This is a genomic window from Arthrobacter sp. H35-D1 (assembly GCF_030063185.1).
GTDB lineage: Bacteria > Actinomycetota > Actinomycetes > Actinomycetales > Micrococcaceae > Specibacter.
Genome location: NZ_JASISP010000001.1, coordinates 80,590 through 106,703 on the forward strand (window position 1 = coordinate 80,590; position 26,114 = coordinate 106,703).

The 26,114-nt window shown below is 63.7% G+C and carries 25 protein-coding genes; 14 read left to right on the forward strand and 11 right to left on the reverse strand.

From position 1 onward, the window contains the following. Nucleotides 1-7 precede the first annotated feature (7 nt). The 3 genes from QMG25_RS00375 to QMG25_RS00385 all read left to right on the forward strand — a co-directional run bounded on the left by QMG25_RS00375 (nucleotide 8) and on the right by QMG25_RS00385 (nucleotide 2,982). On the forward strand, nucleotides 8-1,090 hold the full coding sequence (locus QMG25_RS00375; RefSeq protein WP_283456192.1) for a HigA family addiction module antitoxin: 1,083 nt from the start codon (nucleotides 8-10) through the stop codon (nucleotides 1,088-1,090). A gap of 516 nt (nucleotides 1,091-1,606) precedes the next feature. Further along, nucleotides 1,607-2,143 carry a hypothetical protein gene (locus tag QMG25_RS00380; protein ID WP_283456194.1) on the forward strand — a complete coding sequence of 179 codons (537 nt, stop codon included), beginning with the start codon at nucleotides 1,607-1,609 and terminating at the stop codon, nucleotides 2,141-2,143. Further along, a complete protein-coding gene (locus QMG25_RS00385; RefSeq protein WP_283456196.1) occupies nucleotides 2,140-2,982 on the forward strand; it encodes a nucleotidyl transferase AbiEii/AbiGii toxin family protein in 843 nt (280 codons plus the stop codon). Before QMG25_RS00380 ends, QMG25_RS00385 begins: the two co-directional genes overlap by 4 nt. A gap of 189 nt (nucleotides 2,983-3,171) precedes the next feature. Here QMG25_RS00385 and QMG25_RS00390 read toward each other — a convergent pair whose 3' ends face one another. The 4 genes from QMG25_RS00390 to QMG25_RS00405 form a co-directional block, all read right to left on the reverse strand. Next, complete coding sequence (locus QMG25_RS00390) at nucleotides 3,172-3,465, reverse strand: DUF503 domain-containing protein (protein ID WP_283456199.1); 294 nt, start codon at nucleotides 3,463-3,465, stop codon at nucleotides 3,172-3,174. A 30-nt stretch (nucleotides 3,466-3,495) separates the two neighbouring features. Next, nucleotides 3,496-5,181, reverse strand: coding sequence for a thiamine pyrophosphate-binding protein (locus QMG25_RS00395; protein WP_283456201.1), 1,686 nt, complete (start codon nucleotides 5,179-5,181; stop codon nucleotides 3,496-3,498). Between the two features lie 80 nt (nucleotides 5,182-5,261). After that, entirely contained in the window at nucleotides 5,262-6,515 is a 1,254-nt protein-coding gene (locus QMG25_RS00400; RefSeq protein ID WP_283456203.1) for an acyl-CoA dehydrogenase family protein, read from the reverse strand. Further along, nucleotides 6,512-7,291 carry an SDR family NAD(P)-dependent oxidoreductase gene (locus QMG25_RS00405; RefSeq protein WP_283456205.1) on the reverse strand — a complete coding sequence of 260 codons (780 nt, stop codon included), beginning with the start codon at nucleotides 7,289-7,291 and terminating at the stop codon, nucleotides 6,512-6,514. The genes QMG25_RS00400 and QMG25_RS00405 overlap by 4 nt, the downstream gene beginning before the upstream one ends. A 135-nt stretch (nucleotides 7,292-7,426) precedes the next feature. Between QMG25_RS00405 and QMG25_RS00410 the strand changes: the two genes are divergently transcribed. Next, nucleotides 7,427-8,515 carry a glycoside hydrolase family 76 protein gene (locus QMG25_RS00410; protein WP_283456207.1) on the forward strand — a complete coding sequence of 363 codons (1,089 nt, stop codon included), beginning with the start codon at nucleotides 7,427-7,429 and terminating at the stop codon, nucleotides 8,513-8,515. 49 nt (nucleotides 8,516-8,564) lie between these two features. Here the strand turns inward: QMG25_RS00410 and QMG25_RS00415 are convergent, their stop codons facing one another. After that, the gene (locus tag QMG25_RS00415; RefSeq protein ID WP_283456209.1) at nucleotides 8,565-9,857 is read right to left on the reverse strand and encodes a trans-sulfuration enzyme family protein; all 1,293 of its coding nucleotides are present in this window, start codon (nucleotides 9,855-9,857) and stop codon (nucleotides 8,565-8,567) included. A gap of 113 nt (nucleotides 9,858-9,970) precedes the next feature. Here QMG25_RS00415 and QMG25_RS00420 point away from each other — a divergent pair, with 113 nt between their 5' ends. After that, nucleotides 9,971-10,444 carry an Lrp/AsnC family transcriptional regulator gene (locus QMG25_RS00420; protein ID WP_283456211.1) on the forward strand — a complete coding sequence of 158 codons (474 nt, stop codon included), beginning with the start codon at nucleotides 9,971-9,973 and terminating at the stop codon, nucleotides 10,442-10,444. Nucleotides 10,445-10,449: 5 nt separating this feature from the next. On the opposite strand, the gene QMG25_RS00425 is transcribed toward QMG25_RS00420, so the two are convergent. After that, nucleotides 10,450-11,037 carry a YdeI/OmpD-associated family protein gene (locus QMG25_RS00425; protein ID WP_283456213.1) on the reverse strand — a complete coding sequence of 196 codons (588 nt, stop codon included), beginning with the start codon at nucleotides 11,035-11,037 and terminating at the stop codon, nucleotides 10,450-10,452. A 47-nt stretch (nucleotides 11,038-11,084) separates the two neighbouring features. On the opposite strand from QMG25_RS00425, the gene QMG25_RS00430 reads away from it, so the two are divergent. The 4 genes from QMG25_RS00430 to tgt are packed head-to-tail and all read left to right on the forward strand — an operon-like array spanning nucleotide 11,085 to nucleotide 14,566. After that, nucleotides 11,085-11,789 carry a hypothetical protein gene (locus QMG25_RS00430; RefSeq protein ID WP_283456215.1) on the forward strand — a complete coding sequence of 235 codons (705 nt, stop codon included), beginning with the start codon at nucleotides 11,085-11,087 and terminating at the stop codon, nucleotides 11,787-11,789. Nucleotides 11,790-11,845: 56 nt separating this feature from the next. Continuing rightward, nucleotides 11,846-12,385, forward strand: a complete 540-nt coding sequence (locus tag QMG25_RS00435; RefSeq protein ID WP_283456217.1) for an NUDIX hydrolase family protein — start codon at nucleotides 11,846-11,848, stop codon at nucleotides 12,383-12,385. A 46-nt stretch (nucleotides 12,386-12,431) separates the two neighbouring features. Then, nucleotides 12,432-13,148 carry an SRPBCC family protein gene (locus tag QMG25_RS00440; protein ID WP_283456219.1) on the forward strand — a complete coding sequence of 239 codons (717 nt, stop codon included), beginning with the start codon at nucleotides 12,432-12,434 and terminating at the stop codon, nucleotides 13,146-13,148. A gap of 56 nt (nucleotides 13,149-13,204) precedes the next feature. Next, entirely contained in the window at nucleotides 13,205-14,566 is a 1,362-nt protein-coding gene (tgt, locus tag QMG25_RS00445) for a tRNA guanosine(34) transglycosylase Tgt (RefSeq protein ID WP_283456221.1), read from the forward strand. A gap of 48 nt (nucleotides 14,567-14,614) precedes the next feature. Here tgt and QMG25_RS00450 read toward each other — a convergent pair whose 3' ends face one another. Further along, nucleotides 14,615-15,334 (reverse strand): queuosine precursor transporter, encoded by a 720-nt coding sequence (locus QMG25_RS00450; protein WP_283456223.1) that lies wholly within the window; start codon nucleotides 15,332-15,334, stop codon nucleotides 14,615-14,617. 272 nt (nucleotides 15,335-15,606) lie between these two features. Then, nucleotides 15,607-16,221: a hypothetical protein gene (locus QMG25_RS00455; protein ID WP_283456225.1), complete on the reverse strand. Its 615-nt coding sequence runs from the start codon at nucleotides 16,219-16,221 to the stop codon at nucleotides 15,607-15,609. A 156-nt stretch (nucleotides 16,222-16,377) separates the two neighbouring features. On the opposite strand from QMG25_RS00455, the gene QMG25_RS00460 reads away from it, so the two are divergent. From QMG25_RS00460 to QMG25_RS00475, 4 genes are all read left to right on the forward strand, one after another. Continuing rightward, nucleotides 16,378-17,550, forward strand: coding sequence for an alpha/beta hydrolase (locus QMG25_RS00460; protein ID WP_283456227.1), 1,173 nt, complete (start codon nucleotides 16,378-16,380; stop codon nucleotides 17,548-17,550). 88 nt (nucleotides 17,551-17,638) lie between these two features. Further along, nucleotides 17,639-18,565, forward strand: a complete 927-nt coding sequence (locus QMG25_RS00465; RefSeq protein WP_283457331.1) for an NADP-dependent oxidoreductase — start codon at nucleotides 17,639-17,641, stop codon at nucleotides 18,563-18,565. 183 nt (nucleotides 18,566-18,748) lie between these two features. Further along, nucleotides 18,749-20,059 carry a hypothetical protein gene (locus QMG25_RS00470; RefSeq protein WP_283456229.1) on the forward strand — a complete coding sequence of 437 codons (1,311 nt, stop codon included), beginning with the start codon at nucleotides 18,749-18,751 and terminating at the stop codon, nucleotides 20,057-20,059. Between the two features lie 66 nt (nucleotides 20,060-20,125). Next, nucleotides 20,126-21,907: a plasmid pRiA4b ORF-3 family protein gene (locus QMG25_RS00475; RefSeq protein ID WP_283456231.1), complete on the forward strand. Its 1,782-nt coding sequence runs from the start codon at nucleotides 20,126-20,128 to the stop codon at nucleotides 21,905-21,907. An 83-nt stretch (nucleotides 21,908-21,990) separates the two neighbouring features. On the opposite strand, the gene QMG25_RS00480 is transcribed toward QMG25_RS00475, so the two are convergent. From QMG25_RS00480 to QMG25_RS00490, 3 genes are read right to left on the reverse strand one after another with little or no spacing between them, the layout of a single operon-like run. Beyond that, a complete protein-coding gene (locus QMG25_RS00480; protein ID WP_283456232.1) occupies nucleotides 21,991-22,929 on the reverse strand; it encodes a ketopantoate reductase family protein in 939 nt (312 codons plus the stop codon). Beyond that, the gene (locus tag QMG25_RS00485; protein WP_283456234.1) at nucleotides 22,926-23,417 is read right to left on the reverse strand and encodes a DUF2127 domain-containing protein; all 492 of its coding nucleotides are present in this window, start codon (nucleotides 23,415-23,417) and stop codon (nucleotides 22,926-22,928) included. Before QMG25_RS00485 ends, QMG25_RS00480 begins: the two co-directional genes overlap by 4 nt. Before the next feature lie 39 nt (nucleotides 23,418-23,456). After that, on the reverse strand, nucleotides 23,457-24,407 hold the full coding sequence (locus QMG25_RS00490) for a LysR family transcriptional regulator (protein WP_283456236.1): 951 nt from the start codon (nucleotides 24,405-24,407) through the stop codon (nucleotides 23,457-23,459). A gap of 155 nt (nucleotides 24,408-24,562) precedes the next feature. Here QMG25_RS00490 and QMG25_RS00495 point away from each other — a divergent pair, with 155 nt between their 5' ends. Further along, the gene (locus QMG25_RS00495) at nucleotides 24,563-25,954 is read left to right on the forward strand and encodes an MFS transporter (RefSeq protein ID WP_283456239.1); all 1,392 of its coding nucleotides are present in this window, start codon (nucleotides 24,563-24,565) and stop codon (nucleotides 25,952-25,954) included. Nucleotides 25,955-26,114 lie beyond the last annotated feature (160 nt).

The following is a 26,114-nucleotide window of genomic DNA, read 5'->3' on the forward strand; positions in this document are numbered from 1 at the left end:
ACCCGAGATGAGTACCAAGATGCGAGCCGAGGTGTTCCCCGCTGGTGAGTTTCTCGCAGACGAGCTATATGAGCGTGGCTGGACGCAAGCCGAGTTCGCCGAGATTCTCGAGCGCCCGGCACAGTTTGTTTCTGAGATAATCTCAGGCAAAAAGGAGATTACCCGAGACTCAGCCGCGCAGATCGGCGCAGCACTCGGAACCACTGCGGAAATGTGGCTCAATTTACAAGATGCCTTCCATCTCTGGAGGCAAAGCCAAGACGAGCAAACTCGGGACAGGCTCGACGACGTTCGTTTGCGAGCGAGACTGAAGGAACTTGCGCCTGTCTCGGTGCTAGTTCGACGCGGAATCATCAAGTCGGTGGACCTGCGCGATCAGGCACAGGAGCTGCGAAAGCTCTATAGGATGGACAAGCTCACTGACTGCCCAGCGCAGCAGATTGCTGCACGTCGCACGAACCAATCGGAACAACTGACGCCAACTCAATTGGCCTGGACCGCTTGCGCTCAAGCACGCGCAGAATCGCAAGAGACCGCCCCATTCTCGAAGCCGGCCCTCGAGATGCTTGCTCCCCAGCTGTCTCAATTGGTTCGTAATGCCGACGGTTTCAGTCAACTACCCAAACTGTTCGCCGAGTGTGGACTCGCACTTGTGTTCGTTGAATCTTTCCCCGCGAGCAAGATTGATGGATGCTCGTTCGTCCGGGAGAACTGCCAGCCCGCAATTGCTCTATCCGGGCGGGGAAAACGTCTCGACAAGGTCCTCTTCACGCTCCTGCACGAAGTGGCGCATGTCGTTCTTGACCATTTAGGAGAGCGTGGGCTGATTTTGGATGATCCCGATGATCCGCAGCACACTCTTGGCACTGAAGATGACGCCGATGAACTCGCGTCTTCCTGGGTTCTGCCGGAGGAGCTCCCCAGTCTTCCTTCGCGCATACGGGCCGACTGGGTTCAGCAGGTGGCGGAAGCGCAGCGCGTGCACCCGATCGTCCTTGTTGGTCGTTTACAGAAGTTGGGCGCACTTGATTGGCGTACCGCCCTCGTTCGCGGTGCGCCAAACGTAGATGCTCAACTCAAGCTTTGGTGACCAAGAGCCTTCACGAAACTGGTGCCGAGGAGTGCATCCTTGTCGAGTTGTCACTCCCATCGGATTTCCGCCTGAATCAAAAGCCGAGGTGTCTCGTAACCAAAGTGCCTCGAAACCCATGGGATCTAAGACGCTTTGGCTAAGCGTCAGTTCGGTCACGCTCACCCGTGTTTGCCCTTATTTAAGATGGCCGACACAGTACTTTTGCGCGGAGAGTTGTTTTTGACCACCACGGCCAGCGGTGCAGAACGCGTCCGCCTATGCTTCAAAATTACCCTTTGATAGCACGCACCCCGCCTGTAGAACGCCCGGATTCTGCAGCCCAGGTGGGGACAGCTCGTGCCGCGCCCCCTACCGGGTAGCGACATTTCGCGCGGCTATAACTGGGATAGATCGTCCCGTCGGGCACCGACCCCTCCGGCACGATGTCAAACTAATACCGCTTTCGGTATATTTTTGACCATACCCCACTTGAAAATAATGGCAAAACAATACCGTTAACCGTAGAATTTTGACATGACTGCAACTTATCGAGACGTACTGCGTGAGGTGGCCTACGACAACTATGGCTATGTCACCACCGCGGCCGCAGTGAGCGCTGGCGTGCCTGCCGTAGAATTGCCAAAGCTCGCAGCCCGCGGCGGCCTCGAACACGTCGGATACGGTCTCTACCGCATGACTGACATCCCGCCGACCGACAATGATCAGTTCGCCGAGGCGACCCTGCGCGCAGGAGACGACGCCTACCTTCGCGGAGAAGCCGTCCTCGCCCTCCTGGGCCTGGCGGACGTGAACCCTAAGAAGATCACCGTGGGAACTGCCCGTCGTGTCCGCCGCGCAATGCCCGCCTACGTGAAGCTCACCAAGGCGCCGTCCGGAACGAAGGTTACCCGCTACCACGGGATCCGCGCCCAGCAGCTCAGCGAAGCGCTCATCGAATGCCTGGGCCGGGTCCCCGGAACGCGGCTACGAGATGCGGCAGTCAAGGCCCGCGCTGAAGGACTGCTGACTACAGCGGAGTGGAACCGTGTGCGCAAGGAGCTCGCCGCATGAGTTACGACACCCCGCCTCGCAACCTCAGCGCTCTAACCCAGCGAATGAAGAACTTAGAGGGAGACGAATACCTCGCCTTTCGCCGGCGGACGACGATGGCCTTGGTGGTGGTCGGACAAATGCTTCCCGAGGCTGCCGTGAAAGGTGGCGGCGCGATGGCGCTGCGGTACGGCTCCAACACACGGTTCACCCTCGACCTCGACGCCGCCCGCGCAAGAGACCTGGCGCCATTCCGCGCCGACTTCGAGGAGCGCCTTCGGGAAGGGTGGGGCGGGTTCACTGGACGTCTTGTCGAGCGAACACCCCCGAAACCCAAGGGAATTCCCACCTCGTACGTGATGAAGCCATTCGACGTGAAGCTCGACTACGAGGGGAGGCCTTGGTGCACAGTGCCCTTCGAACTCGGTCACAACGAGATCGGTGACGCTGACCATCCCGAGTTCGTCCTGGCGCCCAGCATCAGCGAAATGTTCACCGATGTGGGCCTACCAGCTTCAGGCCCGGTGGCCGTAATGCCCGCAGCCCACCAGATCGCCCAGAAAATCCACGCGTCCACCGTATCCGGCAGCGACCGCGCCCGAGACCTCATAGACATGCAACTCCTAAGCACCCGCGAGCAGCTCGACCTAGCGATGGTCCGGGCTACCTGTATTCGTTTGTTCGATTACCGAAAGGCACACGCCTGGCCCCCGTCAGTGGTCGAGGGCTCGGATTGGGTGACCCTCTACGCGGAGGCCGCCGAGGGCCTGGATGTGGCAGCTGACGTCGCTGCCGCCATCGAGTGGCTGAGTGAGTTCATTGCCCGGATCGACCAGGCCTCGCCAAACGATCAGGCGTAGCGATCAAATGGCGAGCACGACCGTGACGACTCAGCCATCCGCCGGAAGCACCGAGACGGCGGCGTGCTGGTGTCCGAAAACGTCAACGCGCTCCGGGAGTGGCCGGACGAGAATGAACAACGGCACTCGGAGTGCCGTCGGACGCTCCGGTACTACGCCGCGACATCGGCCGAGTTCCAAGTGGCTGTGTCAGTCGTCGCTGGTGAAAACGCGGCGTCGCGCGCTGAGCATGTCGATGCCCGGACGGTACGCCACATAGTTTTCGACAGCGTCCAGCACTTCAACGATGTGGGCGCGGTCCGCGGCCACCAATCCGGCGCCAACGGCTGCCCGGCGGTGCAGGTCCTGCAGGTCCACCTCCGCGATGGAGACGTCGAAGCGTTTGCGGATCTCGGCGAGTATGGGGCGCAGCACGGACCGCTTCTCCTTCAGGGAATGAATATCGCCGAACAAGAGGTCAAATTCAATCCAGCCGATCCACATGCCTCTATCCTCCTCCAAGAAGCTGTGGCATCAGGGCTTCTTGGAGGCGTTGATTGATGCGCTCATGAATTCGGCAACAATCTTTTGCGAGATGGACACGTCCAGGACGAACACCCCTTCGTCATGGGTATCCAGCCATTCCGTCAGAGCTTGAAGCTCATCCAAGGTGTGGATCTTCGCTCCTTCGGCTCCGAGCGCGCGGCCGACGGCGGCGAAGTCCACCTCTTCGATCAGCATCGCCGTGGGGTCAAGACCCTTGGAAGCATATTGATGGAGTTCGGCCCCGTAGGCGGAATCGTTGAGCACCACGATGACGCCCCGCCGGGTGGCACGGAGGAAAGTCTCGAAGTCCGCCAATCCCATGAGCCCGCCGCCGTCGCCGGTGACGAAAACGGTGGTGCGGTCCGGGCGGGCGGCGGAGACTCCGGACGCGGATCCGAAGCCGAGCCCAATCGACTGGAACGCAGTGCCTACCAAGATCATGGCCTGAGGGTCCGGCACGGAGAGGTACATCGGCGCCCAGCCGATGAAGTGGCCTCCATCCATGACCAGCGAGCGTTCCTTGGGCAGGATGCCGTCGAGGGCCGCGACTACAGCGCGAGGGTTCAGCCGGCCGTCGAGACCGAATTCGGCCGGGTCTTCGATGGGTGCGGCAGAGCGGAAGGATTCGGTGGCGACGTCCGGCTCGTGCGAACGCCAGCCGCTGGACTCGTCGACTGCGGCTATCCGTTCGTTGAGCGCCATGAGCGCTGGGCCAAGGTCGGCCCGCAGGTAGTCGGTCACCTGCGCGTGGACCATTGCGGACTCGGGTTCGTTGTCGATGCGGATGACCTGGGTATCGGGGGCAAAGAGAGTGCCGTAGCGGGACTGGAAGGCGTTGAGCGAGGCCCCGGCCACCAGCACCACATCGGCTTGCTGGGCCAGTTCCAGCCGGTGGTCGCGGGTGAAGCCTCCGGCGATGCCGAGGCTCCACGGGGAATCGATGATGTTGGCGGCCATGACCGAGGTCATGAACAAGGCCCCGAGCCGGTCTCCCAGTTCCTGCAGCGGCGCCGCTGCCCCGGCCAGCAGTACGCCCCGCCCGGCCAAGACCAGGGGCCGTTTTGCGCTAAGCAGCAAGGCAGCCACCGCATCCAGTTCTGCGGTGTCGGCGGCCCATGCGGCTTTGCCCGGCAGCGGCGGCAGGGCGATCTGTTCGATGAGCGGTGCGGTGGCATGGTCATAGGGGATGGCAAGCACCACCGGCTGGACCGTTTGTTCTGCCAAGTCGAAGGCCCGGTGGGTGATCGCCGCGGCGTTGTCCGGACCGGCGACCAGTGTGGTGACCCCCACCGCGGCAGCCGCGGCGGTTTGGTCGACGTCGAAGGCCCTCCGTCCGGTGGTGGGGGCATCGCCGGTCACCAGCACCAATGGAATGCGGGCCAGCCGGGCTTCGGCGAGAGCGGCGTAGGCGTTGGTGAACCCGGCCCCATAGGTTGTGGTCGCGGCCCCCACCTTGCCGGTGGCACGGTGATAGGCATCCGCCATCGCCACCGTGGCAGCCTCATGCCTGGCCGAAGTGAAGGGAAACCCGGCGGAGGTGAGGTGGCTGATCAAGTGGGCGTTGCCATTTCCCAACAGCCCAAAGAGGTGCTCTGTCCGCTCCGCGACGACGTCGGCCACCGCCGTGGAGACGCTTGCCGCCGCAGCGGAGACGGCGTTCACAGTGGTGCTCATGGTGTTCCTTCTTTCATGAAATGTTCGTTGCCGTTCCAACCACGGGCGGCAATCCACCGACCAGCGCCGCAGCAGCAGCCTTACACGATCGCGGAGATTCCCGTAATGGCGCGCCCCGCGATGAGCGTGTTGATTTCGTGCGAGCCCTCGTAGGTGTAGATGGCCTCGGCGTCGGCGAAGATCTTGGCCATCTTGTAGTCCGTGACAATGCCGTTTCCGCCCAGCAGGGAACGGCCCATGGCCACTGTTTCGCGCATGGCGGCAGTGGTGTGGGCTTTTGCCAACGCCACTTGGGCCATGCTCGGCGACCCGGCCTTGTGCTTGTCTGCGGCTGCCGCCGTCTGCACTTCGGCGGCTTCCGCCGCGTCCTGCAGCCCGGCAAGCCGAACCATCATGGTCAACGACGAGGTGGCGTTTCCCAGCATTTTCACCAGTTGTGCCTGGACCATCTGGAACGATGCCAGCGGTTTCCCAAACTGCTGGCGTTCCACGGCGTAGGCCCGGGCAACGTCGAACGCGGCAAGCTGCTGGCCCACGGCCTGCCAGGCAACGGAGATGCGTGAGCCCTGCAGCAGCTTGTTGGTGTCCTCGAAGGAGCTGACAGTGGCAACCCTGTCCCGCTCCTCCACCCGCACGTCGGTCAGGATGATGTGCGCGTTTTGCACAGTCCGCAGCGCAATCTTGTGCTCAATTTTCGTCCGTTCCACCCCGGGCAGCGACGCGTCGAGGAAGAAGCCGCGCACCTGCCCCGTTTCGGCATCCTTGGCCCAGAGCAGCATCCTTTGGCAAAACGTCCCATTGCCAATCCAGCGCTTGGCGCCGTTGAGCACCCAGTGGGTGCCGCCGTCGTCCTCCACCTTCAAGGCGGTGGTGACCAGGCCGCCGGCCACGTCGCTGCCATGATCGGGCTCCGTCAGGGCAAAGGCGCCCGTGGTGCGCAGGGCGACGGCGTCAGGCAGCAGCCGCTCCTTCTGCTCCGCGGAGCCAAAGTCGGACAGCGCCTGCACAAACAGGTCGTGGTGGACCAGGAAAAACGTCGCCAGCGAGGTGTCCACGCGGGTCATTTCCGCCACGACCAATCCCGTGAACAGGTGGCTGTACTGGCGACGGTCCGGGGCGGCCAGGCCAAGCGCCGCGATCTTGGGCAGGATGTGCGCCGGGAACTCGGCGTCGTTCCACCATTCGATGGCGTACGGGGCCACCTCCGTCGCCAAAAACTCGCGTAGCTGCCCCAGCTTGGCCTTCTCAGCGGCACTCAGCAACGCCTCAACGTCATAAAAGTCGGCGCTGGGAAGGCTGGCAAGGTCCGGCCCGGTGTTCTCGCGCCGGCTCACTTGGGCGACATCCGGATGGCACCGTCAAGGCGGATGGTCTCGCCGTTGAGCATGGCGTTGGCAACAATGTGCTCCACGAGCGCGGCATACTCGGCAGGCTTGCCCAAGCGCGAGGGGTGCGGCACCTGCTGGCCGAGTGAATCCTGCGCGGCCTGCGGCAGCCCGGCCAGCATGGGCGTTTCAAAGATGCCCGGCGCAATGGTCGCCACCCGGATCAGCGAGCGCGCCAGCTCGCGCGCCAGCGGCAGGGTCATCGCCGCCACCGCGCCCTTGGACGCCGCGTAGGCGGGCTGGCCGATCTGACCGTCGAACGCGGCCACCGAGGCGGTGTTCACAATGACGCCCCGCTCGGGCCCAAACTCGCCCTCCAGCGGTTCGGCGGCAGCCATGGCCTCGGCGCACAGCCGGACCACGTTGAAGGTGCCTACCAGGTTGATTTGGACCACCTTGTTGAACTGCTCCAGCGGCAACACACCCTCGCGCCCCAAGACCTTGCCCGGTGTGGCGACCCCGGCGCAGTTGACGGCCAGGCGCAGGGTTCCCAGTTTGGCCGCTGCTGCGATGGCGTCGCGCACCTGGCCCTCGTTCGTCACGTCCGCCGGGGCAAACACCGCCCGTTCGCCCAGTTCCGCGGCCAGTTCGGCACCGTTTGAGCTTGGCAAGTCGACAAGCACGACGGCGGCACCCGCCGCATGCAGTGCTCTCGCCGTCGCGGCGCCGAGTCCCGATGCGCCGCCGGTGATGAGTGCGACGGTCCCGTTGTTGGAAATATCCATGGTTCCTCCTCGTTGAGGTGCTGCTGCCTTGTCATGTCCGAAGGCGAACATTGCGTTAATGCATACTAACCGAAAGATGTGGCTGGCATCACGGCCCACTCCTTGATGCAGCAACCGTGCCAGTAAGATTGGACCATGACAGCCAGCCCCGGGCGCCCGACGGCACGGCACCGCCAACCCGCAGACTTCGCCGCCCTTGCACGGGAAGCCGGCGCAGAAGTCAACGCCCGCTTTGGCCACCGGCTCATGGGCCTGCCGGGAACATGGATCGGCGCCTTGGACGCACGGCCGCTGCACTCCGACACCGCTACAAGGCAGCTCGGCAAGCACCGCAAGTTCCAAGCTCCGTGGTCGGAATGGCACTACTGGTGGCAGGCGCACTATCTTGATGCGGTCCTCGACGCCGGATTCCTGGCTCTGGCCCGCGGCGACAGAAGCGAGGCCCGCGCCGAACTCCAACGGGCACGAGCACTGCTGCGCGGCATCCTGATCCGGAACTTTGGCGTTTTCCGCAACGACTACTATGACGACATGGTCTGGCTGGCGCTCGCAGCCGGCCGACTCAACGAACTCTCGCTGCGTCTCACCGCCCGTACTGTGCGCCTCGCAAAGCACGCCGTCATCTCCTTGACACACCAGCTCCACGGCGGGCACGACGACGTGCTGGGCGGGGGCATCTACTGGTCCCGCAAGCGCGACTTCAAAAACACCCCTGTCAACGGTCCGGCAGCCCTGCTCTTCGCCCGCATCGGCGAAGTGGACCGGGCGGCATCCCTTCTCGACTGGCTGCGGGTGGAGCTGTTTGAGCCGAAGCTGGGACTGTACCTGGATGGCGTCCACCCCACCCCAAACGGGCGCAGCGTCGAAAACACCATTTACACCTACAATCAGGGTCCCGTCCTTGCCGCCATGCTGGAGGTGGGTCGGCCGCAGGACCTCGCCCACGCCGAAGCGCTCATCGAGTCCGTGCGCAGCCGGCTCGTCACGCCAGGGCAGAGCCTCCGGCTCGAACCAGGCGGCGACGGCAGTCTCTTCACCGGCATCCTCTGCCGATACCTGGCCTTCGCCGCACATGACTCCCGCCTTCCCGCCACAGCCCGGCACACGGCGTCGGCCCTTGTCAGGGACGCGGCAGTCCACGTGGCCGGACAGTCTCCGGATCAGCTCTCCACTGCCGTGCAGCGCTGGACCATACTCTCGGCTACTGCCGCACTCGACGACTGAATTTTTTGGTCCGGTGAGCCAAAAAAACATCGCAGAAAACCGGGCACGGTCAGCGCACGGTGGAGTCGGAGGCAGCCATGCGAACCGGGTCCGCGGTTTCGCTGCCGGGGGCCATCTCTTCACGGCTGGAGGAAACAGGAGCGAGCGCCTGTGCCAGATCATTGATCAGGTCCTCCACGCACTCGAGCCCGATCGACAGCCGCACCAGGTTGGGCAAGGGCCGCGCCTCAGCGGCAACGGGCCGGTGGGTCAATGCCGCCGGGTGCTGGATCAGCGAGTCGACCCCGCCCAGCGAGACGGCATGGGTAAAGATGCGCACGGCTGAGGTGAGTCGCTGGGCCGCCGCGAAACCGCCGGTCAGACCAATCGAGACCATGGCACCGGTTCCGCGCATCTGATGTTGCAACAAGCCGCGCGGGTCGCCATCGCTGCCGGGATAATGAACCTTCTCCACGCCAGGCTGGCGCTCAAGCCAGTCGGCGACCCGAACTGCGCTTTCCTGCTGCGCGCGAACCCTGACAGGGAGTGTGGCAAGACCCCTGTGCAGCAGGTAGGCGCCATGGGGATGCAGGGTGGCGCCGGTGATGGCCCGGACGCGGCGTAGCGACTCCGCCGTCTCCTCGCTGCAGGCGATGACGCCACCCACGGCGTCGCCATGTCCGCCGATGTACTTTGTGGCGCTATGCAGCGACATGGCGGCACCAAGGCTGATGGGGTTCTGCAGGACCGGGGTGGCAAAAGTGTTGTCGACAAGTACTGGAACATCACCGGCCTGGGCCACAACGTTGCTGATGTCAACAAGGTCAAGGGTCGGGTTCCCCGGTGTTTCGAGCACTATCAAAACCGTTTCTTCCCGCACTGCCCCGGCCACTTCGTGTTCGCCGCAGAACGTGGCATCCACGCCCAGCAGTCCCGAAGCCAGGAGATGGTCGGTGCCGCCATAGAGGGGGCGCACGGCAACCACATGGGGCCTTGTGGCCGGATTCGCCGTTGCTTTCAGCTTGTCTTTGCTGGCCAGGATGGCTGCGGTCATTGCCGCCATGCCGGAGGCAAACGCCACGGCTGCTTCCGCTTTTTCCAGTTGCGCGAGGCCGGATTCGAACCGGGCCACGGTCGGGTTCCACAAGCGGGCATACACCGAGCCGCCCTCGGGCAGCGGGTGCCCGCCAAGGGCCATGGACTCGTAGGAGTCCCCGCCGTGCTCAATATCCGGCAGCGGGTAGGTCGTGGACAGGTCCAGGGGCAGAGCGTGGACACCCAAGGCCTGCAGATCCTCCCGACCACCATGCACCGCGACCGAATCGAGATTCATGGACCCATGGTTCAGATGTTCACTAGTCATGGCCCAAGAATGAAGGAGCCAGCAATAAATAGCTAGATAATTGGGTGAAAGACTAATAAAATTGGCTGAACCCGCATTTCTCGCCAAGAGGGACCAATGTAACGGAGAGCACATTGCCGAAAACGCAACCGCCGCTGGACTCGACAGACCTTGGAATTTTGCGTGCCTTGGTGGCAGACAGCACCCTGACGAACAAGGCTATCGCCGCGCACCTGGGCCTCGCGGAGTCAACCTGCGCCTACCGCCTGCGCATGATGCGCGACACCGGCGTGATCCTCGGCAACCGCGTCACGTTGAACCTCTCCGCCCTGGGATTTCCCATCCAGGCCATCATCAAGGTGCGGCTGGGAAGCCACGACGCCGAACACGTCAACACTCTCTACACAAAACTCACCCAAGTTCCCGGCGTCATCCAGGCCTTCCACGTTGCCGGGGAAGACGACTTTCACCTGCATGTGGCCGTTGAAAGCCCGCAGGCCCTGCGTGACATGGTCCTGCAACACATCACCGTCAACCGCGTGGTCCGGCAAACCGAGACCCAACTGATCTTCGAGGCCCGCGACGGTGTGGGAGTTTTGGCGCAATAGCCGCCCTACGGCCTGCGCTTTTGTGGGTACGGCGTCTCCCCTGCCTCGAGCTGCTGGACAAAACGGACGATCTTCGCCGCCCTGGCCGAAGGCGTCTTCACGGATGTGGTGCGGTGGATCAGTGCGTAGCGGTTGACAGCCGTGAGCACCTCAAACATGGCTTGGGCGCGCGGGCTGGCAGCGATGGCAGCCGCCAAATCCGTGGGCAGCTCGGCGCGTGCCTGCCCCGAGTATGCTGCCTCCCAGCGGCCGTCGGCCTTGGCAGCGTCGGCCGCGGCGAGCCCCGCAGGCTGCATCCGCTCCTCGGCCAGCAGCCTGGCAAAATGGTCGGTGTTGGTCTTGGACCACTTGCTGGTTTTTGTCCGGGGCGTGAACCTCCGCTTGTGGCTGCCCTTGTCCCTACGGCCAAGCACACCGTCGATCCAGCCGAAGCACAACGCTTCATCCAGCGCCGCCGCATACGTCAGTGCCGTGACGGAGCCGCCCTTGTTGTGCAGCACAAGGTGCACTCCTGGGCTCGTGGCGTGGTGTTCGGCCAGCCATGCCCGCCAAGCAACCGCGTCGGACAGGAGCAGCTCAGGAAGATCGGCCATGGCTCCACCCTAGCGTCGCGCCGGTTGCCGGCACTTGATATTTTGTAGTGACAACAACCCCTGGAGAATCCATGCTGCGCGTCCGCCCCATCATTTTCACGTCAGCTTTCGAAGCCACACTCACCCAGTTCCACACTCTGGGCCTGAGCTGCCTGGAGAACGACGGCGACTGGGCACAGTTTGATTCCGGCAACGGCAAGATCGGGGTGTTTCGCGAAGCACCGGAATTGAACCATATTGAGCTGGCTTTTGAGCTGCGTGATGCCGCCATCTTCGTCCGGCGCACCCTCGCCGACGGCACGGCTGCGGAGCTGGCCGACACCGTCACCGGGCCCGGCGCCCAGGTCACCGCGCCCGACGGGTTCAGTTTTGAGCTGACCGCCTCCGAGGATCTCAGCCTCCCCCGCCCGGCAGAATCCCAACCCACCGGGTCCCGGCTGACCGTGGTCCAGACGTGGTGCACGCCGCACCCGGAAGAGGCCAACGCCGTGCTGGCCAACATCGGCGCCAAACCGGTGCGCGAGCTGCCCGGCGGCGGGGCGTTGTTCCGCGCCAAGAACGGCGGACTGGTGGCGACGGCGCGCGGCGAGGGCTCCGGCGTCGTACTTGGTTTTATGTACGAAGGCGAGCTCTCGACTTTGGCGGCCCGGCTCGCCGCTGCCGGGGTGTCTGCGGCCGTGGACGGGGACGTGTTGGAGGTCAACACGCCCGACGGCGGCAGGCTCGCCGTGGCGGCCGGGCAGGAATCGTGAGCACTTTTGTGGCAGCGGTGTCGGCGCGCAGGGCGCAGATGGGGTAGAACTGAGACATGAGCGTGCGCACCCCCGACCCGAATCCCGGCTGGCTGTCCGAAGAGGACCTGTACGAGGCCCGCAACCGGCTTCCCATGGTCTATGTAGAGGCGGTGCCGGTGCGCCTTGACTCGCTTGGCTACGTCAATGAGGTGGGGCTGCTGCTCCAGGCCGATGCGGAAGGGTCCATGGTGCGCACCTTCGTTTCGGGGCGCGTGCTGTACCGGGAGACCATTCGGGCCGCCTTGATCCGCCACATTGAAAAAGACCTCGGACCGCTGGCGTTCCCGCAACTTCCCGTCAGCCCCGTGCCGTTCACGGTGGCCGAGTACCTGCCATCGCCGTCGCAGACCGGTTTCACCGACGAACGCCAGCACGCCGTGGCCATGGTCTATGTGATCCCCGTGACAGGCGAATGCGAGCCCCGCCAGGACGCCCTGGAATTGACGTGGATGACGCCGCAGGAAGTCCTCAGCGACGGGGTGCAGGCCGAGTTCGTTGGCGGGCGAGGCGCGTTGGTGCGCCAAGCGATCTCGTTCGCTGGATTGGGCCGTTAGGGCGGTGCCCTAGCCCGTTTCAACTATCCGGCGTAGATTACCTTCCATGGCGACCTCCCAGCTCTCTGTCCTTGTCAACGCCGATGCTGAACAGCTGTGGCTGATGCTCCGCGAGCCAGCCAAAATTGCGCAATGGCACGGGTGGGAGGCGAACGACCTCGCCGATGAAATTGAACTCATCTACTACTCCAATGCCGTTGCAAGTCCCGATCATCTGCGCCTTGAACTGGAAACGGGCGACGTCTTTACGCTGGAACCGCGCTCCGACGGCACCTTGTTGACGATGAGCCGCGGCCAAGCAAGCGGCGACCTCGCCCAACACGACCCCGACATCACCGAGGGCTGGGCCGTCTTCATGCAACAACTCAAGTTCGCGCTGGAACGCCACCCCCGGACCCCCCGCCACACCATCTTTGTGGACGGCACCAGCTCCGCGCGCGCCTTGCTGTGGGACGCACTGGGTATTGACACCGGCTGGCTGCCGGACCCCGGCGAGCCATACGAGCTGGTGTTGAACACCGGCGCCACGTTGGCCGGCAAGGTTTGGTATAGCAGCGACACCCAGTTGGGTTTGACCGTGGTGGACTATGCCGAGCACGGGGACGGCCTGCTGATTCTCATCCAGCAGGAGCCGCTGGCTGGCGTGCGTGAACATCCGGGAGCCCAAATCATCGCCTCCACCTATGGTTTGGGGGCTGCCGCCTTTGAATCCATCGGCGCCCAATGGGATGCATTCATGGAAGAGCATTTCTCCGGCGAATAGGCCGGTACGGCTCCGGCGTGAACTTTGGCCTCGTCAAAGACTGGCAAAATGGGAGCATGCCTTCCCCCGAATCAACCACCGACCTCCTCGCGTCCGCACCTGCCGCAGCACCCGTGGCGGAGCCCGGCACCACTCCCGGGTCGCCGGCGTCGCAGAGTGAATTTGGCTTCGAGGTCACCACGCGCCTGAACGAGTCGTGCGCGCCAAGCAGCGAAGCCGTGGAGCGCAACGGCGGAGCCTTCCAAGGCCGTACCGGGGTCATCACCACCCCGCACGGAACCATCAAAACCCCGGCGTTCATTGCCGTCGGCACCAAGGCCACGGTGAAGGCCGTGCTGCCCGAATCCATGGCGGAGTTGGGCGCGCAGGCGCTGCTTGCCAACGCCTACCACCTGTACCTGCAACCCGGTGCCGACATACTCGATGCCGCCGGGGGGCTGGGACAGTTCATGAACTGGTCCGGCCCAACGTTCACCGACAGCGGCGGCTTCCAGGTCATGTCCCTGGGCTCGGGCTTCAAAAAGGTCATCAACATGGACGCCGCGGCGTCGTCCCCGCACGCCGGCGCCGACGATTCCGTGGCCGTGGGCAAGGAACGGTTGGCCCACATTGACGACGACGGCGTCTGGTTCAAGTCGCACCTCAACGGGGACATGCACCGCTTCTCCCCGGAAGTGTCCATGGCGGTCCAGCACCAGATCGGCGCGGACATCATGTTTGCCTTCGACGAGCTGACAACGTTGTTGAACTCGCGCGGCTACCAGGAGATGTCCCTTGAACGGACCCGCTTGTGGGCGCTGCGCTGCATTGCCGAGCACTTCCGCCTGACCGAGGAGCGTGTGGGCAAGCCGTACCAGGCACTGTTTGGCGTGATTCAAGGCGCCCAGTACGAGGACCTGCGCCGCAAGGCCTCCCACGACCTGGGGGAGATGGACTTTGACGGCTACGGAATCGGCGGGGCGCTGGAGAAGGAAAACCTGGGCACCATTGTGCGCTGGTGCTCGGAGGAACTGCCCGAGGACAAGCCGCGGCACCTGCTGGGCATTTCCGAACCGGACGACATTTTCACGGCCATTGAAAACGGTGCGGACACCTTTGACTGCGTCTCCCCCACCAGGGTTGCCCGCACCTCGGCGTTCTACACGCCGGATGGCCGCTTCAACCTGACCGGGGCCAAGTACAAGCGCGACTTCACGCCCCTGTCCGACGAGTGCGACTGCTACACGTGCGCGAACTACACGCGCGCCTACATCCACCACCTGTTCAAGGCCAAGGAGATGGTCTCCTCGACGTTGGTGTCCATCCACAATGAGCGCTTCGTGGTGAAAATGGTCGACGACGCCCGCCTCGCCATCGAGGACGGCACGTTCTTCGCGTTCAAGGCCGAGACGCTGCGCCGGTACTACCCGAAAAAGTAGCCCGACCGGGTGCCACGCAGGCACCGCAAACACCGCCGGCCGCGCAGGTTATGCCCCGTACGTCGGTTCGTGGCGCTTGAACCAGCCGATCACCCAGCTGGTGACGGGGATCAGCGAATACTGGACCCCCACCTTGTACAGAAAACCCACCAGCACGTAGTTGGCGAACATGCCGAAGCCCACGATGCCGATCACCGGTGCCGCGACGGCGCAGAAGATCAACGTGTCGATGAATTCACCGACCCCGCTGGAACCCATGAGCCGCGCCCACAATTTCTTTTCCCCTTGGCGGGCCTTGAGCCTGACCATGATCCAGGAGTTCATGGTCTGTCCGGCCAAAAATGCCAGCAGGCTGGCCAGCACAATCTGCGGCACCGGGCCCAACGCGAGTTCCAGCGCCTGTTGCTTGGCCACGCCAAAGTCGTCGGCGAATCCGGGCAGCACAATGATCACCCAGTAGGACAGGGACGCGAAAATGGAGAGCGCAAAGGTGGTGAAAATGGCCTTGCGCGTGACCTTGAAGCCGTAAATCTCGCTGATCACGTCACCGAGAATGTAGGCGAACGGGAACAGAAAGAACCCGCCGTCGGTCACGATGGGGCCAAACTGGACCCCCTTGGATGCCCCAATATTGGAGAGGATCACGATGACCGCCATGCACGCCAACAGGATCCCAAAATAGGAACTCCCGACGGCGGCAAAAGCGGGGGCGGCACTGGAGCCGGTTTTCACAGGGGTTGGCGAAGCGTTGCTTTGCAGCGGGGACATAATAAAGTCTCGAATTTCTTTGGCTAAGTGGTTCGCTCATGCCACCGCCTCGCTGGGAGGACCGACTGGCCGGCTGTATTATCACTGGGCCCGTCTGCACCCGGGCCATCCCCTATTCTGCCACGAACAGCTGCCCGGCGCTTTTCCGGCCGGGCCAATGCGGCCCACAAACGAAAATCGAGTGTGCAGTAGTTGGCAATGTTCGGGAACAACATTGCCAACTACTGCCCGTTCGATTGATGAAGCACAGGCTCGCCAACCGTCCTCCACAGCTATTTGCTGAAACTGAGGATTTCTGCTGCCTTGCTCCAGCCGTCAACGCCGGCAAAACGCTCCGCCTGCTCCGCTCCCGCGATCAAGTACAACGCGTCCGCGCCATGGGTGAATGCTTCTTCGCCCAATTCCGCCATCATGGCCAGCTCAAGGGCATGGCGCAGATCCTCGTTCCCGTCGTCCACTGCCAGGGTGGACACCACGGCCAGACCGTCGGCCAGGCGCAACCGGCCGCTGCCTGCCGGCCGGTCAAAAAGTGCCACTTCAACGACGTCGTAGTTTTCCAGCGGCGCGTCGGCCAGGTTCGCATCCGCTGGAAGGTGCGGCACAAGGTCAAGGTTCTCCGTCTCAGCCCGCAGCAGTACGGCTCGATTGGTTTCGCGCAACCCCTGGGACTGGCCGAACTCCGCAGCGCCAACGGGATCCTCGGTGACGAGAACAAGCTCGCTTCCGGAGCCCAGTTGGGCAGCTTGGGCAGAGGCAGCATCCCCCGGCCAACCCGTCACCTGCCTGGCGCCCATCGTGACAACGTCGCCGGACACCTGCGGCACCAAGTCCTGCAGGGCAGCCCATGCAGAGACCCAGTTGTTGAATTCATCCTGCCAGAAGGCCATGTCCTCATCCTTTTCTCCGCGCACCAATTCTTGTTTCCTCCGCGCGCCATCCGGCAACCGGGCCGCACGCGTGGGCCTCTCCAGCATAGGCACAACCCCGCCAAGAAGTGCTGCTTGTCAGCCCAATCACAAAAACAGTGGCGGTAGCATCGAGCCATGACCACATGGCAGCAGGATGTCCTTGGCCCGAACTTTGAACAACTCACCCTCGACCTGCCCTCCGGTTCGCCGGCAACCCTGGTGCGCTACGTCGGTGATGCGCCGGAATGGCCTTCTTCCCCGATTGCCGGGGCAGACATTCTCTATGTCCACGGCTGGTCGGACTACTTTTTTCAGCACGAGCTTGCTGAATTTTGGCACCGTGCCGGGGCCAACTTTTACGCTCTCGACCTGCACAACTATGGCCGCAGCCTGCGCCCGGGCATGCTGCCCGGGCAGGTCACTTCCCTCACCGACTACGACGCCGACATCGCCGCAGCGCTGGAGGCCATGGGACGCAGCCCGGCCGCCGAAGCAGTCATGGCGCTCCCGGCCGCAGCGCCGGGGGAAGATGAGCAGCACAGCTTTGAAACGGCCTTTTTGGAAGAGGCCAGGCACCGCCTCAGTGCTGCCTTTGATGCCTTGGCCGGCCGGGAGCGCCCAGCGGTCCCGGCCGTTCCGGGTCACCGGCCGCTGGTGCTGCTGGGGCACTCAACGGGAGGCCTGATTTTGAGCCTGTGGGCGGCCCGGCACCCGGGAGCGGCAACCGCCATCGTGCTCAACAGCCCCTGGCTGGAGTTTCAGGCCAGCGAGGTGGGCCGGAACGTGGTGGCTCCGCTCATTCAGGCCCAAGCCTGGTTCAGGCCGTTGGCGCCGCTGCCCGGGATCGATCCCGGCTTCTACACCCGAGCCGTGTCCAAAAAGTTCGACGGCGAGTGGGACTACAACTCCGCGTGGCGCCCGGACCGCGGGTTTCCCGTCACGCCGTCGTTCCTCAACGCGGTGTTCCAGGGGCAGGCACAAGTGGCTCGCGGACTGGACCTGCAGGTGCCGGTGCTGGTCATGCTCTCGGACAAGAGCTATCTGCAGCCCAAATGGTCTTCGGATGCGCTGTCCTCCGACGTGGTGCTGAATGTGGACGTCGTGGCCCACCGTGCCACCGACTTGGGAAATTTCGTCACCCTGCAAAGGATTCCCGGCGCCTTCCACGACGTGTTCCTCTCCGCCGGCGACGTCAGGGTGCAGGCATATTCGGGCATGGGACGCTGGGTGGAAGCCGCACTCAACGCAAACCTGCATCGGCACTGGACGGAGCGGGCGGAACGGGCGAAGCCGGCGAACAGGCACTAGGAACGCGGGGAATGACAGGCGCATCCTAGTGGTTGACGCAGAGGACACCACCATGCCAACCAAAGGAAAGAGCACCGTGAGTTCAACCATGAAGGCAATGACCTATGCACAGTACGGCGGCACCGAGGTCTTGGAACAAACAAACCGTCCCACACCCAAGGTGGCCCCCGGCGCAGTGTTGATCCGCGTCAAGGCGGCAGCCGTGAACCCGGTGGACTGGAAGATCATGTCCGGAGGTCTTGACGGATTGATGGATGTCGCCTTCCCGGTCACGCCAGGCTGGGATGTGGCCGGCGTGGTTGAAGCTGTGGGTTTTGACACCCCCGAATTCAAGGTCGGCGACGAGGTCTACTCCTATGGCCGCCGCGACACCATTCAGGGCGGCACTTTTGCCGAGCTCGTCGCCCTTCCCGCAGCCATTGTGACGCCCAAGCCGCAGACGCTTTCCTGGGAGCAGGCTGCCGCCCTCCCGCTGACGGGGTTGACGGCACAGCGAACCCTCGATGCCCTTGACCTGCGGGCGGACCACGTCCTGCTGGTCCACAACGGCTCGGGCAGTGTGGGCCGCACGGCCATCCAGCTGGCCGCCAACGCCGGTGTTCGCGTCATTGCCACAGGATCGCCCGCCAACCACAGCCGCCTGCGTGAACTGGGCGCCGAACCGGTCGCCTACGGGGACGGGCTCGTTGAGCGCGTCCGCGCGCTGGCCCCCGACGGCGTCGATGCGGCGGCGGATTTCATCGGCGGTGTCCTCAAGGACACCCTGGCCCTGCTCAAGGAAGGCGGCCGGCACGCGTCCATTGCCGATGCGAGTGTGGTTGACCACGGCGGCCAGTACATTTGGGTCCGCCCCGACGCCGCCGAACTCGAGCGCCTGAGCCTTCTCGTGGAGGACGGCACCCTCAGCGTGGACGTGGCCCAAACCTTCCCCCTGCAGGAGGCCGCCCGCGCCTTCCAGGAAAGCATGTCCGGCCACGGCACCGGCAAGATCGTCCTGACGGAGTTCACCAGCTAGTCCACCCACGGCACGACGGCGGCACGCCCCGTTCGCGTGCCCCGTTCGTGCGGGGCGTGCGTCCGGCGAAAGTTGTTCCTGCCTGGTTTTCAGCTGAATGCCCTGGCGCGGGCACCGGGCTCGCGCCTGCTGCAGGTGCGGCTACGGTTAAGGGGTCGTGCCCCGCTGAACTCAAGGAATCCCGTGGCCAAGAAGCCCAAGAGCAACAAAAAGTCCCGTTTCGGCAATCCTGCACGGGCTGCGGCAGATTCTGCCGCGCGCCTCCATGCCGTCTCGCTGGCCGACGCTCGGTTGGAGCGGGCCATGGAGGCGCTGGCCCCGGGATTTGCGCTGTGGCTTCAATCCTGTGGCCGCAGCGAAGAATCCGTGGACATCAGCCTGCTGATCCTTGACGATTTCTTCGACATGTACCGCATGCTGGAGCCGCAGACGGATGCCAGGACACTGGTTCCCAACGCCGTGCGCGAAGTCCTGCAGGCGTCCACTGCTGCCAATCCGCAGGCTACTTTTGCCTTGCGCAACGGTATTCGCGACTACGTCGACTATCTGGTCCAGGCGTCCCTCTGGACCGGCGGCCCCGGTGACCTGCCGGATCTTCGGAACATCCTCACGCAACCTGCGCTGCCCGGCCTGGAACCTGGCAGGGACCTGAATTTTGCAGGTCTGCTGTCCGAGGTCAGCCTGGCAGACGGTGATCTGGTTGAGGGAGACCTGGCTGAGGGAGGCCTTGTTGAGGAATATCCGGGCCCCGTGGAGATGGATTTTCCCGACGTGTTCGTTCCCGAGCTGACGGCCGAGCTTGTTACCGCAACGATGTTGGATGCGCCGCTGTGGAAGAACACGCTGGCCCTCCTGGATTGGATTGGGGACGGCAGGAAAGTTACGGCGAAGGGCGTCCTGGGCAAGAAGGAACGCCTCGAGGCCGCCGCCGAGTTGACCCATGGCGGTCTGGGAAGCCTGGCCGGTGCCGCCAAGCTGACACCCTCCAAGGAACACGCACTTGCCAGGCTGAACGTCTATTGGGAGTTGTTGCAGGTCACCGGACTCGTCACCATTGAGACGCCCCACGTCCATCTCAACGAGGGGGTCGTCGGCTCCTTGAGCACCGACGAAGCCATGGTCCAGAAAATGCGCGACCTGCTAAGTCATTTCATTTTCATGGTCACCCTTGACGGCTCCGAGCACGGAATTTACGAGGACTGGCACCTTGACATGTCCATGCTGCTGGTCGAGTGCGCCTCCGCAACCCCGCCCGGATCAGACTTTGTGGCGGCAGCCGTGGCAGAGCCCCAAACCATGGATGCCGATCTGCTGTTCTTGGTCCAAAACATCTCCCACTGGGCTGAAGAGGGTCTGGTCTCGGTCGGCACGCACGTGGAAGTTCCAGCAGCTTTCCGGCCAGAGCTCGCCGAGATGCTGCGGGCGGATTTCAGCATCCAAACCGTTGGCCCCGGCTCCGCCACGGACCTGGATGCGCTGCTGAGCGGCCGCTGACCCGTCCTCCAGCCGCCGCACGGCTAGGGTTGTAGTTGATTCCCGTCCCCTTCCCAAAGGAACCCGGTGGCCAAGAAGTCAAAGACCCCCAAGAAGTCCCGTTTCGGCAATCCGGCAAAGGCGGCCGCAGACACCGCCGCAACCACTAACGTGGTGTCTTTCACCGACGCCGTGGCCAAGCGCACACTGGAGCCGTTGCTCCCCGGATTCACATCATGGATGGGCCAAGCCGGTGTCGACGCCGAAGAGATTCAGCGGCTGTCCGACTTGCTCATGAATTTCTTCAAGAACTACGCACAGAGCATTCCAGCCCCGGAGGCCGGCAACTTGGACGTCGAGTTGACCTCAAGGATTCTGGATTCGGCCGGAGGATTCCACCCGGAAATGCGTGCAGCCGTGTCGCTGGCGCTCAACAGCTACCTGAAGTTCCTGCTGACCACCGGGTCGTGGCTGGGCACCCCGGCCCAGCTGCAGCAGCTGATCACCATGACAGAGCCGAAAGCTGCGCTGGCCGCAAATTCGAAGTATGCCCAGCGCGTGTCCCGGCCGTTCCTGACCCCGGGCGAATCCGCCGCCTCCGCCGAGGAGCTGGTGTTTGTCCACCGGGCCACGGCCCTGCTGGCTTGGATTGGGGAGGGCCGCGAGGTCACCACCTCAGGCCTGCTCAAGCGCAAGGACATCCAAGCGGCGGCCGCCTGTGTGGACAAAAATGCTGTGGGTTCCGCCACCCGGGCGGCAACACCGGGAGCGGGCCATGACGCCCCGATGCCCATGACCTCCATGACCCAGCTGCCACGCCTGATGGACTACTGGCGCGCCCTGGCCGACGCCGAGCTGATCCACGTTTCGAGGCAACGGGTGACTGTGACAGGCCTGGGCAGGGTTTTTCAAAGCGATCCCGATGAAAGGGCCCGGTACGCCGTCATGTTGGCCTACTTCCTTGCATACGACGTCTTGGTCCCGTACGACGATGACAACCCGAAGAGCCCGGTGCGGACCGAAATTGCCGAGATCCTCGCCTCCGCCGCGTCCTCGCATCCACCGGAGACCTCCACTGTCCTGGGGAAAACGCCGGTAGGCGACCGCCGGGACTACACAGCTGTATTGGTGGAAACAGAAATCCGGCGGCTTGCCGCCGAGGGACTGGTGGTAATTGGCAGCCACCTCGTGGTTCCGCCGGTGCTGCGCCATGCCGTGGAGCAGCTTTTGCGCCTCCTTGATGAGCACATCGTGAAGCATTCGAGGGGCTCCCGCATGCCGTCGAAGGCCACCTACCAGCTGAGGGTCCAGATCGACGGGATCACCCCGCCCGTGTGGCGCAGCGTGAACGTCCCTGCCGAGTTTGGCCTCGATGAGCTCCACGAAACCATCCAGTGCCTCTTCGCCTGGAACGAGACCCACCTGCACGAGTTCGTGATTGGCACCCACCCGGCCAGCGTCCGCTACGCCCCGGACAATCTCGAGCTGGACCATTGGGGCGAACCTCCCCTGGACGAGCAGGGCGTGCCGTTGGACACTCTGCTTGGCTTGGCCCTGGACACTTTCAGCTACAGCTACGACTTTGGCGACGACTGGCAGCACACAGTTTCCTTGACGAAAATTCTGCCCGCGGCCGGGCCGGGAATCCTGCCGCAGTGCGTTGCCGGCAGCGGGCATCCGCCGCAGGAAGACTCCGCCGGGCCGCACGGCTGGATGGAAAAGATTGCCATTTCCCAGGATCCCAGCGATCCTGAGCACCGGCACATTCGCGACTGGTTGGGGCTGCGCAAGGGCCAAAACATCGACCCGGCCGCATTCGACAAGGCACTGGTCAACAAACGATTGGCAGCGCTGCGGACAGTGCAGTAGTTCACCGATTTTTCCCCTGAAGTACGACGGCGGCTGGTGCCTTCCCTGTGAAAGGCACCAGCCGCCGTCGTACTTCATGCCCGTCAGCCGCGCCGGACCATTCCGGCGTCGTGCACGCGCAGCTGCAACAGCGCCAGATTGAGCAGCGGAGTATCCACGCCCAGCTCTTGCGCGCGGCGCACAAAGTCGCCAACAATGTGCTCGCCTTCGTGCGGCAGCCCGGCTGTGACATCGCGATACAGCGAGGACGTGAACAGGGACCCGGGCGCGGTCAGGAAGGCGAGGGAACCGGCAAGCTCCTCCGCTGAAACCGGGAAGCCCGACGCGGCGGACATTGCGGCAGCCTCCGCAAGCACCGCCTCGATGAAGTCGCTGCCGCCGGGATACTGCACAATGTCGCCCACCGGGCCGCGCATCAGGCACGTCACAGTTGCGGCAGTCGCAATGAAAACCCACTTTTCCCACATGGTGGCAAGCCCGTTTGGCACCGCAACGGCAGTGATGCCGGGTACGGTAATTTCAGCCAGGAGCGCCTGCACTCGCGGTGAAAGTTCGCCCGTTTTCCCGGCGTCCTGCTCGCCGATGGTCCAACGGGAGATCGGGTTGAACACTTCAATGTCGCGATCATGATTGATGGTGCCCACAAGATGGACCACGGAGCCGAGCACCTTTTCGGCACCGAAGGCGGCGGCCAGCGCATCCATGTGGGCCATGCCGTTGATGAACGGGACAATGATGGTGTTCGGCCCCACGGCGGGGGCAAGATCGGCAATGGCCCGGGCCAGCGCGGATGCCTTGACGGTGAGGACGACGACGTCGAACGTCTCCTGCAGCTGCCCTGCCGTGAGAAGCTTCGGCTCGATCCGCAGCTCCGGGTCGATGCCTAAGATGCGCAGTCCGCGTGCTGCCAGGAACTGGGCCCGTTTCTCATGGACCAGGAATGTGACGTCGCGGCCGGCCGCAGCCAGACGGGCGCCAAAGTATGCGCCGGTTGCCCCTGCGCCAACGATCAGAATCTTCATGCCGCCTCTATCCTCCGGTGGCGCTGCCGCCCGTATTCGTGCCAGGTGAGCCCCACTATCAGGATATCGAACACGGTCAGGGCCGCCAGCCCCAGCGACGGCGTCTGCGTCAGTTGGTAGAGCTGGTACAGGATGAAGACGGCAAGAAGGGCGATCATCCACGGATAAGCCCATAATTTGTCCCGCAGCAGCGCCACCACCAAAACCACTTTCACCACCCCGTGCGCCAGCAGGTAGAGCGCCGCGAACAGCACCACGTGGTCGGTGAGCCCGGCCGCACCCTGGAGAATATGATTGGAGATGAAGTCGTCCGGGTCCTCTGTCAGCTCCGGCTGGGTCACCAAAATGGCCAGCTGCTTGAGCTTGTCCGGCGGAACGAACAGCAGGAGCGCGCCGACAACCAGCTCCAGGACGCCGTCAAGGCCCTTGAAGATGATCCCGACGACGAAAAGCTTGTCCCACCAGTCGGTGATCCTCAATTTAGCCACGGCATTCTCCCAACGAAAACTGTTTGGAGCGTAGCAGCGTCAGCCGGGCGACGGCTGCGCGGCAATCGGATCCGCTGTGCCGAACGCTTCGACGGCGAAGTCAAGGACGGCCTGTGCCCTGGGGCTGAGGCTGAGGTGGCCGGGCCAGATGCCCGCCATGCTGGTCTGGCTGCTGGGCGGTGCCAACGGGCGAACAGCCAGGGGAAGCCCCTCCAAGCTGACTGGCGCACAGTTCGGCCGTGACATCAGGAGCGAGTAGCCCAAGCCACGGGCTACCAGCGCCTGGACCAGGATGACCTGTGGCATGTGCGCCACAATGGTGGGCCGAAGCCCGCGCTCGGCGAAGGCCCGGTGGGTGTTGGCGGTGCTGGGGCTGGAGTCGTACATGATCAGCGGTTCCGCGACCAGTTCGGCCAAATCCACGGATTCATGCTGCGCCAACGGATGGTCAACGGGCAGCACCGCTTGGAGCTCCGTCTCATAGATGGTCCGGCGTCGAAATCCGGGCGGCAGTTCCATGTCATAGACAATCGCCAGGTCCAGCCGGCCGCTCTCCAACGCCGGCAGCAACTCGTCGTGCGTTCCAACTACCACATCTACCGTGACGCCTGGATGGCGCTTGGGAAAACCGTCCAAGATGGCTGGCAGCACGCTGGCGGCGAAACTGGCGAAGCAGCCCAGCTTCACCGGCCCCTTCAACTCCCCCGTTGCGCCGCTCATCTCCGCCAGCAGATCTTCGGCATCTTTCAGCAGCGTCCTTGCCCGGACCGCAAAGTGTTCTCCGGCAGGCGTCAGATGCAAGCCGCGGGATTTGCGGCGGATGCACAGCTGCTCGCCCACGGAGCTTTCCAGCCGCGTAATGGCTTGGGAAAGAGCGGACTCCGAGAAGTGCAGGGACGCGGCGGCCTCGCTCAATGTGGGGTAGTCCGCGAGTGCCACAAACAGTTCCAACTGGCGGAAGGTGAACTTGACCAAAGCGACTTCTTTCATTAAACCGAACATGTTTTGCTGTTTTTATAAGTTTACGCAGGGTTCTCATGGTGTGACACTAGTTACATCCAGACTGATTCCGCCCCGCCGTCGCCGCGCTCCTGCGCCCGTCGGGTCGGACAGTTTTCCCGGAGCAAGATCAAGGACATGAACCCATGAGTACACACTCCTTCGCCGACACCCGGCGCACGCAGCGTCGCGTGGCAATGGCTACCCTCATCGGCACCACCGTCGAGTGGTACGACTACTTCATTTACGCCACGGCCGCTGGCTTGGTGTTTGCGCAGCTGTTCTTCGAGCCAGCCGGGCCCCAGATCGGGCTGCTGCTCTCCTTTGCCTCCGTAGGCATCAGCTTCCTGTTCCGCCCACTTGGCGCTTTCCTTGCAGGCCACTACGGCGACAGAATAGGCCGCCGGGCCATGCTGGTGCTGACCCTGCTGCTGATGGGCGGGTGCACCACGTTGATCGGCCTGCTGCCCACCTATGCGACGGCGGGTGTGCTGGCACCCGTGCTGTTGCTGATCCTGCGCATCCTGCAGGGTGTCTCCGCGGGCGGCGAATGGGGAGGCGCCGTTTTGATGGCCGTGGAGCACGCACCCGCGGACAAGCGCGGGCGGGCTGGCTCCTTCCCGCAGCTGGGTGTGCCGCTGGGCCTGCTGATCGCCTCCGGAGTCATGGCGCTGATGACCGGCGTGATCGCCCCGGGGGATGCATTCCTGGAGTGGGGTTGGCGCATTCCGTTCCTGCTCAGCGTCGTCCTGATCGGTGTGGGCTACTTTGTGCGCCGGGCAGTGGAGGAGAGCCCGGTGTTCCTGGAGATCGCCGAAATGAAGCAGCAGCCCAAGGTTCCCATCATCGAGCTGTTCCGCAAACACTGGCGCCTGGTGGTCCTGGCAGCCCTGATCTTCGCCGGCAACAACGCTGCCGGCTACATGGCCACCGGCGGATTCATCCCCAGCTACGCCACCAATCCGGACGGCATTGTGGGCTTGGAAAGGACCCCCGTGCTGCTCGCCATGACCTTCGCCGCAGCCACGTGGCTCATTTTCACGGCACTGGCCGGTGGCATGGCCGACAAATACGGGCGCAAGCGCACCTACGTAATCGGTTTCATCGCCCAGGCACTGACCGTGTTCCCGCTGTTCCTGCTCATCAACACCGGCCAACTCTGGGCGCTGTTCCTGGCCTTGTTTCTGTTCACGTTCGGCCTTGGCCTGACCTACGGTCCGCAGGCCGCTTGGTACAGCGAGATCTTCCCGGCCTCGGTCCGCTTCTCCGGCGTTTCGATCTCCTACGCTATCGGGGCGATCATCGGCGGCGCCTTTGCCCCCACAATCGCCCAAGCGCTCCTTCAGGCCACCGGCACCAGCTTGGCCATCTCCGGATATCTGCTGCTCATGACACTTATCGGCCTGGCCGCGGTGATCATCCTCAAGGACCGCCCCGGGATCAACCTCAGCGTCACCAACCAGGCGGAGCAGGAAGTGGGCGCCACCATCTTCGACAAGCGCACACCGGCAGAGGGCGCAGCCTCTGCTAAGGCCTGATCCCCGCCTCCAAAGTAACCGCCCCCCTAAAACACGGACGACGGCGGCACCCACCTTGTGCGGGTGCCGCCGTCGCATTGCTGTCTCGGTCCACAGCGTCTCTCCGTGAGTTCTATACTTGAACACGAGTTCCCAACACGGAACAATTATTTCGGTGGCG